General features: G+C 64.9%; 17 protein-coding genes. 7 read left to right on the top strand and 10 right to left on the bottom strand.

Translation table 11 applies throughout. The features are described 5' to 3' along the window. The 5 genes from J2X11_RS02700 to J2X11_RS02680 all read left to right on the top strand — a co-directional run bounded on the left by J2X11_RS02700 (window position 1) and on the right by J2X11_RS02680 (window position 6,276). Window positions 1-1,599, top strand: coding sequence for a M4 family metallopeptidase (locus J2X11_RS02700; RefSeq protein ID WP_309966495.1), 1,599 nt, complete (start codon window positions 1-3; stop codon window positions 1,597-1,599). A 185-nt stretch (window positions 1,600-1,784) separates the two neighbouring features. Continuing rightward, window positions 1,785-2,123: a DUF485 domain-containing protein gene (locus J2X11_RS02695; protein WP_309966492.1), complete on the top strand. Its 339-nt coding sequence runs from the start codon at window positions 1,785-1,787 to the stop codon at window positions 2,121-2,123. Further along, window positions 2,120-3,751, top strand: coding sequence for a solute symporter family protein (locus J2X11_RS02690; RefSeq protein WP_309966490.1), 1,632 nt, complete (start codon window positions 2,120-2,122; stop codon window positions 3,749-3,751). Before J2X11_RS02695 ends, J2X11_RS02690 begins: the two co-directional genes overlap by 4 nt. 119 nt (window positions 3,752-3,870) lie before the next feature. Then, a complete protein-coding gene (gene acs / locus J2X11_RS02685; RefSeq protein WP_309966488.1) occupies window positions 3,871-5,847 on the top strand; it encodes an acetate--CoA ligase in 1,977 nt (658 codons plus the stop codon). Window positions 5,848-5,883: 36 nt separating this feature from the next. Next, window positions 5,884-6,276, top strand: coding sequence for a phage holin family protein (locus J2X11_RS02680; RefSeq protein ID WP_309966486.1), 393 nt, complete (start codon window positions 5,884-5,886; stop codon window positions 6,274-6,276). Here J2X11_RS02680 and J2X11_RS02675 read toward each other — a convergent pair. Genes J2X11_RS02675 through nth form a run of 5 tightly spaced genes read right to left on the bottom strand, consistent with a single transcriptional unit; the run spans window position 6,273 to window position 10,245 of the window. Beyond that, entirely contained in the window at window positions 6,273-7,094 is an 822-nt protein-coding gene (locus J2X11_RS02675; RefSeq protein ID WP_309966483.1) for a hypothetical protein, read from the bottom strand. The genes J2X11_RS02680 and J2X11_RS02675 overlap by 4 nt on opposite strands. Window positions 7,095-7,110: 16 nt before the next feature. Next, window positions 7,111-8,283 (bottom strand): MarP family serine protease, encoded by a 1,173-nt coding sequence (locus J2X11_RS02670; RefSeq protein ID WP_309966480.1) that lies wholly within the window; start codon window positions 8,281-8,283, stop codon window positions 7,111-7,113. After that, window positions 8,280-8,939 (bottom strand): NUDIX hydrolase, encoded by a 660-nt coding sequence (locus J2X11_RS02665; RefSeq protein WP_309966476.1) that lies wholly within the window; start codon window positions 8,937-8,939, stop codon window positions 8,280-8,282. Before J2X11_RS02665 ends, J2X11_RS02670 begins: the two co-directional genes overlap by 4 nt. Next, window positions 8,936-9,544: a TlpA family protein disulfide reductase gene (locus tag J2X11_RS02660; RefSeq protein ID WP_309966473.1), complete on the bottom strand. Its 609-nt coding sequence runs from the start codon at window positions 9,542-9,544 to the stop codon at window positions 8,936-8,938. Before J2X11_RS02660 ends, J2X11_RS02665 begins: the two co-directional genes overlap by 4 nt. Next, window positions 9,541-10,245 carry an endonuclease III gene (nth, locus tag J2X11_RS02655; protein WP_309972274.1) on the bottom strand — a complete coding sequence of 235 codons (705 nt, stop codon included), beginning with the start codon at window positions 10,243-10,245 and terminating at the stop codon, window positions 9,541-9,543. Before nth ends, J2X11_RS02660 begins: the two co-directional genes overlap by 4 nt. 124 nt (window positions 10,246-10,369) lie before the next feature. Here nth and J2X11_RS02650 point away from each other — a divergent pair, with 124 nt between their 5' ends. Next, window positions 10,370-11,047, top strand: coding sequence for a Crp/Fnr family transcriptional regulator (locus J2X11_RS02650; RefSeq protein ID WP_309966470.1), 678 nt, complete (start codon window positions 10,370-10,372; stop codon window positions 11,045-11,047). 161 nt (window positions 11,048-11,208) lie between these two features. Here J2X11_RS02650 and J2X11_RS02645 read toward each other — a convergent pair whose 3' ends face one another. From J2X11_RS02645 to J2X11_RS02625, 5 genes are read right to left on the bottom strand one after another with little or no spacing between them, the layout of a single operon-like run. Then, on the bottom strand, window positions 11,209-11,976 hold the full coding sequence (locus tag J2X11_RS02645) for an MBL fold metallo-hydrolase (protein WP_309966467.1): 768 nt from the start codon (window positions 11,974-11,976) through the stop codon (window positions 11,209-11,211). Then, the gene (locus J2X11_RS02640) at window positions 11,973-12,791 is read right to left on the bottom strand and encodes an NUDIX hydrolase (protein WP_309966463.1); all 819 of its coding nucleotides are present in this window, start codon (window positions 12,789-12,791) and stop codon (window positions 11,973-11,975) included. The genes J2X11_RS02645 and J2X11_RS02640 overlap by 4 nt, the downstream gene beginning before the upstream one ends. Window positions 12,792-12,793: 2 nt before the next feature. Further along, window positions 12,794-13,255 (bottom strand): RidA family protein, encoded by a 462-nt coding sequence (locus J2X11_RS02635; protein ID WP_309966460.1) that lies wholly within the window; start codon window positions 13,253-13,255, stop codon window positions 12,794-12,796. Further along, complete coding sequence (locus tag J2X11_RS02630; RefSeq protein ID WP_309966457.1) at window positions 13,252-13,407, bottom strand: DUF4177 domain-containing protein; 156 nt, start codon at window positions 13,405-13,407, stop codon at window positions 13,252-13,254. The genes J2X11_RS02635 and J2X11_RS02630 overlap by 4 nt, the downstream gene beginning before the upstream one ends. A gap of 45 nt (window positions 13,408-13,452) precedes the next feature. After that, window positions 13,453-14,013 (bottom strand): hypothetical protein, encoded by a 561-nt coding sequence (locus J2X11_RS02625; RefSeq protein ID WP_309966454.1) that lies wholly within the window; start codon window positions 14,011-14,013, stop codon window positions 13,453-13,455. A 108-nt stretch (window positions 14,014-14,121) separates the two neighbouring features. Here J2X11_RS02625 and J2X11_RS02620 point away from each other — a divergent pair, with 108 nt between their 5' ends. Continuing rightward, window positions 14,122-15,087, top strand: coding sequence for an ArsA-related P-loop ATPase (locus J2X11_RS02620; RefSeq protein ID WP_309966450.1), 966 nt, complete (start codon window positions 14,122-14,124; stop codon window positions 15,085-15,087). Window positions 15,088-15,089 lie beyond the last annotated feature (2 nt).

The raw sequence follows: 15,089 nt of genomic DNA, 5'->3' as shown, positions 1-15,089 counted from the left end.
ATGCGAAAGACCCATGTACTGGCGACAACGGCCGCACTCGCGGCCCTCGCCATTACGGCGGCTGGGATGCCAGCCAATGCGGCACCGAAGGACCGCGTCATTTCGACGCAACCCATCTCGAGGTCCGGAAGCGACGCGACGGACGCCGTTCGTGATGCACGTGCCGCCCTGGCTGAGACGTTGGTCGGCGCGGACCAAGGACTGGTGGTCATCGACGCACTTGAGGACTCGACAGGGGCGACGCACGTACGTCTCCGTCGGACGTACGACGGGTTGCGCGTCATCGGCGGCGACCTGGTGGTGCACCGCAACGCCAGTGGCGATTTCACCGGCAGCTCGCAGACGCTCGCGCGCGATCTCACGCTGTCGACCACCCCGACCATCTCGAAGTCGAAAGCACTCTCCCTGCTGAAGGTGACCTCGAGCAAAGCCGCCAAGCTGGTCGTCGACGCGACAGCGGCATCACCCCGCCTCGCCTGGATCGTCACCCGGACCGGGACCCAAAAGGACGGCACGCCGAGTCGCCTGGACACGTACGTCGACGCACAGACCGGCAAGACGATCCGCTCCGAGCAGCGCATCCAGACTGTCGACGGCGACGGTCAGTCCCTGTATGGCGGCACCGTCCCGCTCAAGCTGACCCAGTCGGGAGCCAGCTTCCAGCTCAAGGACCCGACCCGCGGCAACACGTACACGATTGACGTCAACAACAAGACCGACTCAGCCCTCTGCGGCTTGTTGGGTATCGGTTGCGCCACTGGCACGGTCTTCACCAGCACTGACACTCACTTCGGCAACGGCACCACGTCGAGCCGTGAGTCGGCGGCCGTCGATGCGCAGTACGGCACCGACACGACGTGGGACTACTACAAGACGACGTTCGGGCGTAACGGCATCTTCGGCACAGGAGCCGGCTCGTACAACCGCGTTCACTACGGCAAGAACTACGTCAACGCGTTCTGGGACGGCACGAAGATGACGTACGGCGATGGCAACGGCACTGCGTACGGACCGCTGACCTCGCTCGACGTGGCCGGCCATGAAATGTCGCACGGCGTAACGGAGAACACCGCAGGGCTCACGTATTCCGGTGAGTCCGGAGGTCTCAACGAGGCCACCAGCGACATCTTCGGCACCATGGTGGAGTTCTTCGCAGCCAGCGCCAGCGATCCGGGCGACTACCTGATCGGTGAAGAGTTCGACCTCGCCAACCACGCGGGACTGCGTCGTATGGACAACCCCGGGTCGGACGGCTCGTCACTGAACTGCTGGACGTCGAGCGCCAAGAACCTCGACGTTCACTACTCGTCGGGCATAGGCAATCACTTCTTCTACCTGCTCGCGGAGGGTTCGGGAGCGAAGTCGATTGGCGGCGTCGGTCACAACTCACCGACCTGTAACGGCTCGTCGATCGGTGGAATCGGGCGCACTGCCGCTGCAGCGATCTGGTACCGGGCGTTGACGGTCTACATGACGTCGGGCACGACCTACTCCGGCGCCAGGGCTGCGACTCTGAGCGCGGCCAATGACCTATACGGCACTGGCAGCGCCCAGTCGTCGGCTGTTGCTGCCGCCTGGAACGCGGTCAGCGTCAGCTGATCGCAGCCGCACAAGCAGGGCCGGTCGGAGCCTCGGGTTCCGGCCGGCCCGCTGCGTGCGCAAAGTATCGGCGGCGAGAGCGAGTAAGACTCTGAGATACGGGTACGAGTGACGTGGCTCACACTCCACCGGGGGGTATCGGCGTGCGTCTGCGCTGTGGGCCTTCACGAAAGAGGTGACCCACGGTGGCTGAAAAAGTGTCAACCGAGGCCCACGCGGCCTATCAACGGATACACGCCACAGAAGAGTTTGCCGAGCTCAAGCGTTCGTACTTCGGCTTCGTCGTACCGCTGACCGTTGCGTTCATGGCTTGGTACCTGCTGTACGTCCTCATGTCCAACTACGCGCACGACTTCATGGCGCACAAGCTGTTCGGCAACATCAACGTGGCCCTCGTCTTCGGACTGCTTCAGTTCGCGACGACCTTCGGCATTGCCATTTGGTACGCCCGCTTCGCGGCCCGTCGCATGGATCCGATCGCCGACCGCCTCCGCCATGAGTACGAACAGGAGATCGAGCGATGAGCAGCTTGAGCACTGCCCTTATGGCAGCAGACGAAGGCGGCAACCAGGCACTAACCGCATCGCTGTTCATCGTGATCGTGCTGATCACCGTTGGCATCACGTTCTGGGCCAGCCGAAACAACCGAACCGCGTCGGACTACTACGCCGGAGGCCGCTCGTTCACGGGCGCCCAGAACGGCTTTGCCGTCGCCGGTGACTACATGTCGGCCGCATCGTTCCTCGGTATCTCAGGTGCGATCGCGCTCTTTGGATACGACGGATTCCTCTACTCGATCGGCTTCCTTGTCGCCTGGCTCGTGGCCTTGCTGCTGGTTGCTGAGCTGCTGAGAAACTCCGGTCGATTCACGATGGCCGACCAGTTGGCATTCCGTATGAGCCAGCGACCGGTCCGAACAGCGGCAGCGACATCGACGGTCGTCGTGTCGATCTTCTACCTGCTCGCCCAGATGGTCGGTGCAGGTGCACTCGTGGCGCTGCTCCTCGGAGTCAGCTCCGAAACGGCCAAGAACCTCACCATCGCCGGAGTCGGCGCCCTGATGATCTTCTACGTGGTCGTCGGCGGCATGCGTGGCACCACCTGGGTCCAGATCGTGAAGGCCGTCCTACTGATGGGCGGAACGATCCTGATCACGGTCCTCGTATTGGCGAAGTTCAACTTCAACATCTCCGACATGCTCGGCACGGCTGCAAAGGAGAGCGGCCACGGTGCTGCCTTCCTCGAACCGGGCCTCAAGTACGGCGTGTCCACCGAGAGCAAGATCGACTTCATCTCACTCGGCCTTGCACTGGTTCTTGGTACGGCTGGACTGCCGCACATCTTGATCCGCTTCTACACCGTCCCGACAGCCCGTCAGGCCCGCAAGTCGGTCCTCTGGGCGATCGGCCTCATCGGTTCGTTCTATCTGATGACGCTGGTCCTCGGCTTCGGTGCGGCGGCTCTCGTCAAGGGAGACGCGAAGGAACAGATAGCGGCGTCGGGCGGCAACCTCGCCTCGCCGTTGCTGGCAGAGGCTGTCGGCGGCGGCACCGGATCAACTGGCGGCGCAGTGCTGCTGGCACTGATCTCGGCCGTGGCGTTCGCAACGATCCTCGCGGTCGTGGCTGGCCTCACGCTGACCTCGGCGTCGTCCGTGGCGCACGACCTGTACGCCAACGTATGGAAGCGCGGCAAGGTCACCGAGAAGCAGGAAGTCAAGGTTGCTCGCTTTGCCGCATTCATCATCGGTGGTGTCGCAATCGCACTCTCGATCCCGGCGCAGAAGCTCAACATTGCCTTCCTGGTGGCGTTGGCCTTCGCAGTCGCGGCCTCGGCCAACCTGCCGGCGCTGCTCTACAACCTGTTCTGGAAGCGGTTCAACACCCGCGGAGCGGTCTGGAGCATCTACGGCGGACTGATCTCGTGCGTCGGACTGGTGATCTTCTCGCCAGTCGTGTCCGGCTCGGAGACGGCCATGATCACGGGATCTGACTTCAGCTGGTTCCCGCTGGCCAACCCAGGAATCATCTCGATTCCGATCGGATTCTTCTTCGGCTGGCTGGGCACCGTGACGTCCAGTGATCCTGGAGCGGAAGAGCGATATGTCGAGCTCGACGTACGCGCCATGACCGGCGCCGGCGCCGAGAAGTAATCGGGGAACGCGGCCCGGAGACATCCGTCTCCGGGCCGCAACCTCGTTGCAACCACCTGTCAGGCACCTTGTGGCCTGCGACACAATGCAAGTACGTACGTCGATAGAGGAGTACTGCGGTGAGCGAGCAAGGCATCAGCAACCTGTCCACTGAAGACCGTCATTTCGATCCGCCTGCGGATCTGGCGGCCCATGCCAACCTCAAGGCCGAGGCGTACGAACGCGCGGCCAACGACCGTCTGGGCTTCTGGGCCGAGCAGGCCGAGCGCATCAGCTGGGGCACTCCGTACGACGAGGTGCTCGACTGGTCCAATCCCCCGTTCGCCAAGTGGTTTGTCGGCGGAACACTCAACGCGTCCTACAACTGCGTCGACCGCCACGTCGAGGCCGGCAAGGGCGACAAGGTCGCGCTGCACTGGGTCGGCGAGCCCGCTGACGACACCCGCGACATCACGTACGCGGAGCTCAAGGACGAGGTCTCGCGCGCAGCCAACGCTCTCGAGGAGCTCGGCATCGTCGCGGGTGATCGAGTCGCGATCTACCTTCCGATGATCCCTGAGGCCGTCATCGCGATGCTCGCCTGTGCCCGCCTCGGCGCACCCCATACAGTCATCTTCGGCGGCTTCTCCGCTGACGCACTCGCAAGCCGAATCATCGACTGCGAGGCCAAACTGGTCATCACTTCCGACGGCGGCTACCGCCGTGGGGCTGCCGCCGCACTCAAGCCGGCCGTCGACGAGGCGCTGATCAAGATCGACAACAGCAACACCGGTTTGGTCGAGAACGTCCTTGTAGTTCGCCGGACAGGACAGGACGTTGCTTTCAACAGCGACATCGACGTGTGGTGGCACGAGCTGGTCGACGAATCCTCCGAAGACCACACTCCGGAGATGTTCGACTCCGAGCACCCGCTCTACGTCATGTACACGTCCGGCACGACCGGCAAGCCCAAGGGCATCCTGCACACGACCGGCGGCTACATGGTCGGCTGCACCTACACCTACTGGGCCGTCTTCGACACCAAGCCCGAGACCGACATCTACTGGTGCACCGCCGACGTCGGCTGGGTGACCGGCCACTCCTACATCGTCTACGGACCGCTCGCGAACGGCGTCACGCAGGTCATGTACGAAGGCACTCCCGACACCCCGCACAAGGGCCGCTGGTGGGAGATCATCCAGGACCTCAAGGTGACGCAGTTCTACACCGCGCCGACCGCGATCCGTACGTTCATGAAGTGGGGCGAGCAGATCCCCGCCGACTTCGATCTGAGCTCGCTGCGGCTGCTCGGCTCGGTGGGTGAGTCGATCAACCCCGAGGCCTACATGTGGTACCGCGAGCACATTGGCGGCGACAAGGCGCCGATCGTCGACACGTGGTGGCAGACCGAGACTGGTTCCATCATGATCAGCCCGCTGCCCGGTGTGACATCTGGCAAGCCCGGATCTGCCATGACACCGCTGCCCGGCATCGCCGCCGACGTCGTCGATGACTCCGGCAAGCCCGTCGGCAATGGCGAGGGCGGCTACCTCGTCGTGACCGAGCCGTGGCCGTCGATGCTTCGTACGATCTGGGGCGACGACGAGCGGTTCAAGGAGACCTACTGGTCGCGCTTCAAGAACATGTACTTTGCCGGCGATGGTGCCAAGAAGGACGACGATGGCGACATCTGGCTTATGGGTCGGGTCGACGATGTCATGAACGTCTCCGGGCACCGCCTCTCGACGACCGAGATCGAGTCCGCGCTGGTGTCGCACCCCAAGGTCGCTGAAGCGGCTGTGGTTGGCGCGACCGACGACATGACCGGCCAGGCGCCGGTCGCGTTCGTGATCCTGCGTGAATCCGCGGGTGACGGTGGCGCGGACGTAGTCCAGGAGCTTCGGGATCACGTCGCCAAGGAGATTGGTGCCATCGCCAAGCCCAAGCGGATCCTGGTCGTGGCCGAGCTGCCCAAGACGCGCTCGGGCAAGATCATGCGCCGACTGCTTCGCGATGTTGCCGAGAACCGTACGGTCGGCGACGCCACGACACTGGCCGACTCGTCAGTCATGGACCTGATCTCATCCGGCATGAAGACCGGCAAGGATGAGGACTGACCTGCGCGGGCAAACGGGCACTTGTAGGGTCATGGCATGAGCTCTGCGCAGGACGACCCCACGATCGGACGTCTGGTTGCCGACGCGAGCCGCGACATGTCCGCGCTCGTGCAGTCGGAGATCGCGCTGGCCAAGTCCGAGCTCAAGAGCAGCGCCATCTCGGGCGGACTCGCTGCAGGTTTGTTCGCCGTTGCAGGATTCATCCTGCTGCTGATGGTCATCCTGCTGTCGATCACGGCGGCGTACTTCCTGACGATGACCGGTATGCACCCCGCATGGGCGTTCCTGATCGTCACCGGCGCGTACTTCTTGCTCGCTGTGGTGCTGGTTGCCGTGGGCATCTACTCGATCAAGAAGATCAAGGCACCCACCAAGACCATCGCCTCGGCCAAGGCGATCCCCGCAGCACTCCGCGGTCGTCGTCCCTAGCTCTTGCCGGATGACACCCGCAGGAGCACTCCCGCGACAATTGCCGCAATGCCGGCAATCGTGAGCCACACCAACCACTGACTCAATGAGTCCGCGGCCCGGTCGGCCAGGAGTTTCTGCAATGTTCGTGCGAATCCCGACGGCGAGGGCGTCTTGTCGAGGATGTTGGGTACGCCGTAGCTCGTCGCCGCCTTCAGCAGAGCCGCGACACCGAGTGCACCAGCACCCAGCCAGGCGAGCCCTGTCGACCGTCGCTTGGCGAACAGCAGCGACAGCGCTGCGGCCGCCGCGACAACGATCCAGCCAACCTGGCTGCGGTGATTCGTCGCCTGGATCTGGTCGATCGCTTCGCGCTGCGACTCATTGTTGACCTGCAGAACGATCTTGCCGGGCTTCGGCAATGCGACTGGGAGGCCAGAGGCCGCGTGGTCGACCACGAAGTCGGCCAAGGGTCCGAGGTCGACGGCGAGCCGGTCCTGGTTGGCCTTCGGGCCGAACATCAACCGGTGCGAGCTCCGCTGCGACTGTTCCCACGCCTTCGTGAATCCCGGTGCGTTGGCGGTATTCGCCGCTGCTCCGGCAAGCACCTTGGCGGCAGTCGGCTGCACGGCGCTCGGAAGCCCCTGCTCACGTACGAAGTAGTCGGTCAGGTACTCGGCGAACGCCTTCTGCAGCTCCGGGTCTGAACCCATCGGAGACGTGAAGGCGACGTAGCCGTCCTCGTCGGCGATATTGGACGCGACCCAGGCCAGCGGCAGCGTCACGATCGCGGCGAGCATCGCAATCACGACACAACCAGTCGCGATGAGACGCCGCATCAGGCGCCCCCTCTTCTCATGCGCATTTTCCGGTCGAGACTTCGCTGGTGGACGAGCGTCCCTTGCTGGCATTCGCAGAAACCTGATCAGCCGTGAGGGCATAGCCCGTTGATGAGTCAGTCACCGAGGCCGCGAAGATCACGCCGTACACGTCGCCATCCTCAGACACCAGCGGCCCGCCGGAGTTGCCGGAGCGTACGAGCCCGCGGATCGAGTACGTCTCACGGACCGTCTCGCCACGGTCATAGATGTCCGGGCTGCGCAGGTCCATCACGCTTCGGATACGAGCCGCGCGAGCATCGAAGGGACCGTTCTCGGGGAACCCGAGGATTGCCGCGGGGTCACCCTGATCGCCGGTCGAGTCGAAGGCGAGCGGGGTCAGGTTGAGCCCGTCCACCCGGAGTACGGCGATGTCGAGCTTGGGATCGAACACGACAACGGTGGCCGGGAGGCGACGGCCACTGATGACCACGACCGGGTCGCTGACACCGGCGACCACGTGCGCGTTCGTCATGATGCGCTCTGGTGCGTAGGCAAATCCCGAACCTTCGATCCCGCGCTGACAGGACGCCTCACCGAGGATCTTGACGACACTGCCTGCGGCCTCGCGAACACCAAGACTGGCCAGCGTCGCAGTGTCGGGAGGCGCCACCGCCTTGATGTCCTCGTTCTCGAACGGATCGATGTAACGCGGGAACAGGTTGGAGTCGAGCACCTCGTTGAACGCCCGAAGGACGTCGCTCGCCTGAGTGGGCATGACGCCGTCGACCTTCTCGAGGATCGTCGAGTCGCGGGAGGCCGTGGAGATGTAAGGGATCGATGCGCCACTCACCGAGTAGCCGAGTGCCCATGCAGCGCACAGGACGGCGACCATGCTGAGCACGCTGCCGGCAACAGCGTCGACCCATCGCAGCGGTCGCCACCTCAACCCGTCGCGCAGATTGCTGCCGACATACGTGCCGATGCCTTGGCCGATCGCGGCCGCACCAATCACGGCTCCGAGCGCAATGAGCGAGGTCGTCAGCGTCGGCGTACGGCCCGACATCAGCTTGGGGACCACCGCGATGGCAAGCAGACCACCCAGCAGCAGACCGACGGTCGCGATGAGGTTGACCACGAATCCCTGGAAGTAGCCAGAGATCGCGTATGCCACCAGCACGAGGACGATCAGTAGGTCGAGGGAATTCACATGATCTCCGGGAGTGGTCGGGTGACAGTGTCGTCCCAAGGCTGTTCCCAGCCGAGACGTTCGAACAGGCGAGAGATGATTCCGCCGGTGAAGCCCCAGAGCGGAACCTCGCTGCCGACGTCGAAGCCCGGCCCCTTCCATCCCGAGGGATGGGTGACGCTGAACCGGTTGGCCGGATCCATCAGCTGACGAATCGGGTGATGGATGATCGCGCCGACTTCAGCAGCGTCTACGGGATGCAGCTGCTGTGGTTCGCGCCAGTAGGCGAGGATCGGCGTGACGGCGAAGTTGCTCGGCGGCACCCACAGTGGCGGGAGCTGCCCGAACACCTCGACCGTCGCGGGGTCGAGACCGACTTCCTCTTGGGCCTCGCGCAACGCGGTGGCAGCCGCATCGGCATCGCCCGGATCTGACGCTCCGCCCGGGAACGAGATCTGACCGGCGTGATTGCGAAGGGTGCTCGCTCGTTCGGTGAGCAACAGCTCGGGTCCGTCGTCTCCGTCCGCGAACAACATGAGTACGGCTGCGGGTCGAGCATTGTCCGGAGGATGCGGGAACGTGGGTGCCAACTGCTCAGCCTCAACCGAGCTGGCGAGTTCAGCCAGGGGGCGAAGCCACTCCGGCAGATTCTCGCCAGGCACAGTCTCGCCCGTCATGGAGTCACTCCGAGGTGTTGTTTGATCGCAGCAGTGAGTTCGGCGTACGAGCGGAACGGTGTGCGCTCCGTGGCGACCATTCTCCCCTGTGCGTCCACAAATACTGTCTGCGGCAGACCGACGACGGCCAACGATGTCCTGATTGCTGAGTCGCGATCGACCAATTGCGGGTACGTCACGCCGGAAACCTTGAGCAGTTCAATCGCATCGTCTGGCGCAGGATCGTCAAAATCGACGCCCAGGACGCGAAGTGCCGATCCGTACTGCTTGTCCGCTTTTGCCAGCAGCGGAAGCTCCTTGCGACACGGCTCGCACCAGGACGCCCAGAGGTTGATGACGGTCGGCGTTCCAGCGACTCCGGAGAGATTGACGCGCTTCCCACCGCCGAGGCAGTCGAGGGTGGTGTCGGGCAATGCCTTCTTGTCCGGGACAGGGGCATTGCTCGCCGGGCACTCCTCAATGCCGGCCGCGGCTTTGGCGGTTGCCAGCGCGGACTCGTCAACTGCCGGTGCAGAGCCACCACCGAACGTCGGCTTCTCTCCGCTGGGCGCACTCGTGCACCCGGCCAGCGCCAAGAGCAGCGCCACCACGATCACTCGCTTCATGCAGGACCTTGCGTGGTGACGAGCTTGGCTGCCTCGACCGGATCGGTCGGTCCCGTTCCGAAAGCCGGGCACCAGTGGGCCACCGAGCAGGCACCGCACGCGGGCTTCTTGGCGTGGCAGCACCGGCGACCGTGCCAAATCAGGTGGTGGCTCAACATCGTCCAGTCCTTGCGCGGGAAGATCGCGGCGACCGCGTGTTCGGCCTTCACTGGATCAGCCGCGATCTCGGGCGTCACGAACGCGAGGCGTCGGATCAACCGGGCGAAGTGCGTGTCGACCGTCAGTCCGGGCACGTCGAATGCATTGCCGAGTACGACGAACGCCGTCTTGCGGCCCACACCCGGCAGCTTGATCAGATCTTCGAGTCGACCTGGCACGACTCCTTCATGGTGCTCGACCAGAGCAGCCGACAGACCGAGCACGCTCTTGGTCTTGGCTCGGAAGAAGCCCGTGGGCTTGATGATCGTCTCGACTGCCTCAGGATCGGCGGCTGCCAGCGCGAAGGCGTCTGGATAAGCACGAAACAGGGTCGGCGTGATCGCATTGACCCGGCGATCGGTCGTTTGCGCCGACAGGACTGTGGCGATGAGCAGCTCGAATGGGTTGGTGAAATCGAGCTCACAGCGCGCATCTGGGTAGGTCTCGGCGAGCACTCGATTGACTCGACGGGCTCGGCGCACGAGTGCCGTGTCCGGTCTCATCGGGTCGGTCGGCACGCGCTCCAGCGTACGTGGATAGCGAGTGTCTCCGCATGACCCGCCCTGATGTGGGAAACTTCCTGCGGGTGCACACACTGTGACCCATGCAACAGGGACAGAAGGAATCATGACCGACGACGTTCTCCGCCAGGCACCGCTGTTCTCAGGTCTCGACGACGAGGCAGCTGGGGCACTCGAGGCTTCCATGTCCCCGGCGAGCCTTCGCCGTGGCGAGATTCTTTTCAACGAGGGCGATGACGGCGATCAGCTGTACGTCGTCACCGACGGCAAGGTCAAGCTCGGCCGCACCTCTCCTGACGGTCGCGAGAACCTGTTGGCGATCCTCGGCCCCGGCCAGATGTTCGGTGAGCTGTCCTTCTTCGATCCCGGACCGCGCTCGGCCACGGCCACTGCCGTCACCGACGTCGAGCTCAAGAGCCTCGGCCACGCAGCGCTCAGCCCGGTGCTCAGCGCCCATCCTGATGTCGCCCATGCACTCCTCAACCAGCTCGCAGGACGTCTGCGTCGCACCAACGAGGTCGTCGGTGACCTGGTCTTCTCCGACGTGCCCGGTCGCGTCGCGAAGGCCCTGCTCGATCTGGCTTCCCGCTTCGGTCGCCGCGCTGACGACGGCGTACACGTCAACCACGACCTCACGCAGGAAGAGCTGGCTCAGCTCGTCGGTGCTTCGCGCGAGACGGTCAACAAGGCCCTCGCTGACTTCGCGTCACGCGGCTGGCTTCGCCTGGAGCCCCGCAGCGTCGTAATCCTCGATCTCGAGCGACTGCAGCGCCGCGCGCGCTAGGGCGCACCTCCCGGTTGGCGGTCGATCAGGGAGCGTGGCATCCGCGCCCGATCCGGCAAGGCAGAGGAGGGAGGCGGACCGGGGTTGTCCGTCGACCGACGATAACGCCGCCGGGCGGGATGCGGGGCCGCGCGAGCCGAGCGCCAGCCGGGAGGTGTGCCCTAGTTCTGCTGCTGCAGGTACGTGAGCTGTGCCGCGACCGACAGGTCAGCGGCGGGCCACAGGATTTCGTCGACGTCTGAGTAGACCCGCTCGACAACCTCACGGGGGGTGACCGCTCCGGCCGCGACAGCAGCGCGTACCTGGTCGAGCCGTTCAGCGCGGTGCTCCAGATAGAAGTCGACCACCGAAGCCGGATCGTCGATGACCGGTCCATGTCCGGGCAGGATGCGGGTCACCAGTCCCTCCTCGACGAGCTCACGGATGTGCGCCAACGAGTCGAGGTACGGGCCGAGCACGCCGTCAGGGTGCGCCACGATCGTGGTGCCGCGGCCGAGGATCGTGTCGCCGGTGAACAGCGTCGCCTCGGCACCGAGAATGAAGCAGGTCGAGTCATTCGTGTGCCCTGGGGTCGCGAGCACTTCGATCTGCAGACCATCGATGTCGATGACCTCGCCATCAACAAGGGGCTCAGCGTTGCGGCAGAACTCGGGATCTGTGGCACGCGTCGGAGCGCCAGTGAGATCCACCATGCGCGAGAGCGCATCCGTGTGATCGAAGTGCCGATGCGTGAAAAGCACCAGGCCGACTTCTCCCGCAGCCTCGACGACGGCAGCGATGTGAGCCTCGTCGTCTGGTCCCGGATCGATGACAACAGCCCGACCCGAGCCTTCGCGAAGGATCCAGGTGTTGGTGCCCTCGAGCGTCATCATCCCGGGGTTGTCACAGCGCAGGACTGACGCCCGCTCAGTCACCTTCGTCGCGCTCATGCCAGACCTCCCGTGTCGCTCTCCAGGAACAGTTCGCCATCAACCTCGACCAGCGTCGGCTGGATGGCACGGATCGTGCGCTTCTCGGCGGCGCCGAGCACCTCAGATGCGGCGAGACCGGCGATCTCCTTGCAGGTGAAGAACGTCGGCGGCAGCATGCCCGAGGCTCCGCTCTCAACAGCCTCCAGGACCTTGCTCAGCGGGGCCCAGAGCGCGCGATCCGACTCACGGGCGAGCTCACCGACGGACTGGCCCTCGGGCAGCACAGCTACGAAGAACCGAGTGTCGAAGCGGCGCGGCTCGAAGATCGGCGTGATCCAGTGCGACCAGGCACCCAGCAGGTCCGCGCGCAGTACGAGACCCGAGTCAGCCAGGTAGGCACCGAACGTCAACTCCCGCGCCTCAAGTGCGAGTCGTGCCTGCTGGAACTCGGGCCCGCTCGTGTCGGCGACGACCGAGTTGGCATCCGGGCCAGCCAGCAGCACACCCGACTCCTCGAACGTTTCCCGCACTGCAGCACACACGAGTCCCTTGGCGATGTCCTCCGAGCAGCCGAAGCGCTCGGCCCACACGGACGGCGGCGGGCCGGCCCACGGCACCTCGGCGTTGCGATCGGCATCGTCGACACCGCCGCCAGGGAACACGTACATACCGGGGGCGAACTCCATGGTCGGCTGGCGACGCAGGAGGTAGGCCTCGATGCCGTCCGCACCATCACGTACGACAACGACGGTCGCAGCGTCACGCGGCGCTACCGGGTTGTCGGCGGCAATCGCGGCCCGCTCCTTGAGCATCTCCGGAACCGGGATGCGCATTGTCAGCCGATCTCGACGATGAGCTCGACCTCGACGGGAGCATCAAGCGGGAGAACGGGTACGCCAACGGCGCTGCGCGCGTGCTGACCAGCATCACCGAAGGCAGCGGCGAACAGTTCGCTCGCACCGTTGGCCACTCCGGGCTGGCCAGTGAAGTCAGGAGTGCTCGCGACGAACACGGTCGCCTTCACGACGCGCACCACCTCGTCGAGGTCATCGACCTGCGACTTGACGGCGGCGATCGCATTGAGGGCGCACTGCTTGGCGCAGTCGTAGGCCTCTTCGGCGGATACTTCGCCGCCGACCTTGCCGGTCAGCAACAACTGGCCGTCGCGCAGGGGCAGCTGGCCGGACGTGAAAACGTACGAGCCGGTGCGCACCGCGGGGATGTAGGCCGCGACGGGCGCCGGCACGGTGGGGACGACCAGGTCGAGCCCGGCGAGACGATCCTCGACCGCGCTCATGCCAACGGACGCTTGAAGTAGGCGACGAGGTTCTCGGGGTTCATACCCGGCACGATCTGGACCAGCTCCCAGCCGTCAGACCCGAAGTTGTCGAGAATCTGCTTGGTCGCGTGCACCAGCACAGGTGCGGTCATGTATTCCCATTTGCTCATGACGCGACTCTAGTGTGTCGAGCGCTGAGTCTCCCCGGGACGGACTCAGAGCTTGGAACCGACGAGCTTCAGACCTGCGTCGGCCTGAGCCTTCACCGCGTCCGCGGTCACTGCTGCTCCGCCCAGCTGAGTGATGCCAACCGTGATCAGCTGAGTGCCCGACAGAATCGAGCCCTGAGCCTGGATCGACTCGCCTCCGCCGCCCTTCAGCGGGCCGATAACCAGGAATGCGCCGTCGCCCAGACCTGGGACGTCCTCCGCCTCACCGTCGAGCACGGCCGTCGTTCCAGCCTTGGCGGCCTCCAGACCACCGTTCACGTCCGCCTCTCCAGCAGCGCTGACCGAGAGCGACGCAAGTCGCGGATCTTCTTCGCTGCCCCACGAGCAGCCGCCGCCGGGAGTTTCCTCGACGGTGACGGGGTACCCGAGCACCGCTTCGGCCTCAGCGGGAGTGATCGACTTGCAGGCATCGAACACTGCGGTCGTCTCGCCGCTGGTGTCCGGCTTGTCGCCGGTGGAGGCATCAGAGCCACCGCCGTCCGAGCCACCGCACGCGCTCAGCGCACACATCAACAGGACAGCGCCGGCGGCAAGGGTTTTGCGCATGATGACTCCTCGGGAGGGTTGACCCAACGCTGACGTACGCAGGCCTTCCGAGGTAGTAGGGAAAACACTGAACGCGCCGTACGAACACAGGGTCGGTACGCTCGGCAGGTGGCTCTCTCGACCCAGCTCCATGTCGTCACCGGCAAGGGCGGCACCGGCAAGACGACGGTCGCCGCGGCTCTGGCGATGGCCCTGGCCGGCGAGGGCAAGAAGGTTCTGCTGTGCGAGGTCGAGGGACGCCAAGGCATTGCGCAGCTTTTCGACGTACCGCCGCTGCCGTACGAAGAGCGCAAGATCGCCGTCGGCCTTGGAGGTGGATCGGTCTATGCGCTGGCGATCGACCCGGAGTCCGCGCTGCTCGAATACCTCGCGATGTACTACCGACTCGGTCGCGCCGGCAAGGCGCTCGACCGCTTCGGCATCATCGACTTCGCAACGACGATTGCACCCGGCGTACGAGACGTGCTGCTGACCGGCAAGGTCTACGAAGCCGCCCGGAGACGCGAGGGCAGGGACTTCACCTACGACGCCGTCGTCATGGACGCACCGCCCACCGGCCGCATCACCCGGTTCCTGAACGTCAACTCCGAAGTCGCAGGACTGGCGAAGGTCGGGCCGATCCGTCGTCAGGCTGACTCGATCATGGAGATGATGCGGTCGAAGGACACCCGCGTGCACCTCGTGTCCGTGCTCGAAGAGATGCCGGTCCAGGAGACGATCGACGGAATCGCCGAACTCCGGAGTGAGCGGCTCCCGGTCGGTCACGTGATCCTCAACCTCGTACGCCCGCCCATGGTCAGCGCGAGCACCAAGGCCGCACTCCTCACCCGCAACGTGACGGTTGACGCCGTCGGCGACTCGCTGGAGTCGGTCGGTCTCGACCCCAAGGCCGCGTTCGACCTGATGGCTGGTGGTGTCGCGAGCCTCAAGCGCCAGGATCTCCAGGAGAGCCAACGCGAGCTCCTGGTCGACTGCGGCCAGCCGTTGATCGAGCTTCCATCGCTCCCGGACGGCATCGATCTTGGCGCCCTCTTCGAACTCGCCGAAACCCTCAAGAGCGAGGGAGTGGCATGAGC

It is taken from the genome of Aeromicrobium panaciterrae (assembly GCF_031457275.1).
Taxonomy (GTDB): Bacteria; Actinomycetota; Actinomycetes; order Propionibacteriales; family Nocardioidaceae; genus Aeromicrobium; species Aeromicrobium panaciterrae_A.
This window is presented reverse-complemented; position numbering and strand designations above follow the sequence as displayed.

Coding starts and splice junctions, on each gene's coding strand:
- J2X11_RS02640 (WP_309966463.1), bottom strand. CDS start 12,791: ATGCGCATCCCGGTTCCGGAGATGCTCAAGGAGCGGGCCGCGATTGCC.
- J2X11_RS02680 (WP_309966486.1), top strand. CDS start 5,884: ATGAGCTCTGCGCAGGACGACCCCACGATCGGACGTCTGGTTGCCGAC.
- J2X11_RS02690 (WP_309966490.1), top strand. CDS start 2,120: ATGAGCAGCTTGAGCACTGCCCTTATGGCAGCAGACGAAGGCGGCAAC.
- J2X11_RS02630 (WP_309966457.1), bottom strand. CDS start 13,407: ATGAGCAAATGGGAATACATGACCGCACCTGTGCTGGTGCACGCGACC.
- J2X11_RS02645 (WP_309966467.1), bottom strand. CDS start 11,976: ATGAGCGCGACGAAGGTGACTGAGCGGGCGTCAGTCCTGCGCTGTGAC.
- J2X11_RS02675 (WP_309966483.1), bottom strand. CDS start 7,094: ATGCGGCGTCTCATCGCGACTGGTTGTGTCGTGATTGCGATGCTCGCC.
- J2X11_RS02635 (WP_309966460.1), bottom strand. CDS start 13,255: ATGAGCGCGGTCGAGGATCGTCTCGCCGGGCTCGACCTGGTCGTCCCC.
- J2X11_RS02650 (WP_309966470.1), top strand. CDS start 10,370: ATGACCGACGACGTTCTCCGCCAGGCACCGCTGTTCTCAGGTCTCGAC.
- J2X11_RS02625 (WP_309966454.1), bottom strand. CDS start 14,013: ATGCGCAAAACCCTTGCCGCCGGCGCTGTCCTGTTGATGTGTGCGCTG.
- J2X11_RS02665 (WP_309966476.1), bottom strand. CDS start 8,939: ATGACGGGCGAGACTGTGCCTGGCGAGAATCTGCCGGAGTGGCTTCGC.
- J2X11_RS02700 (WP_309966495.1), top strand. CDS start 1: ATGCGAAAGACCCATGTACTGGCGACAACGGCCGCACTCGCGGCCCTC.
- nth (WP_309972274.1), bottom strand. CDS start 10,245: ATGAGACCGGACACGGCACTCGTGCGCCGAGCCCGTCGAGTCAATCGA.
- J2X11_RS02660 (WP_309966473.1), bottom strand. CDS start 9,544: ATGAAGCGAGTGATCGTGGTGGCGCTGCTCTTGGCGCTGGCCGGGTGC.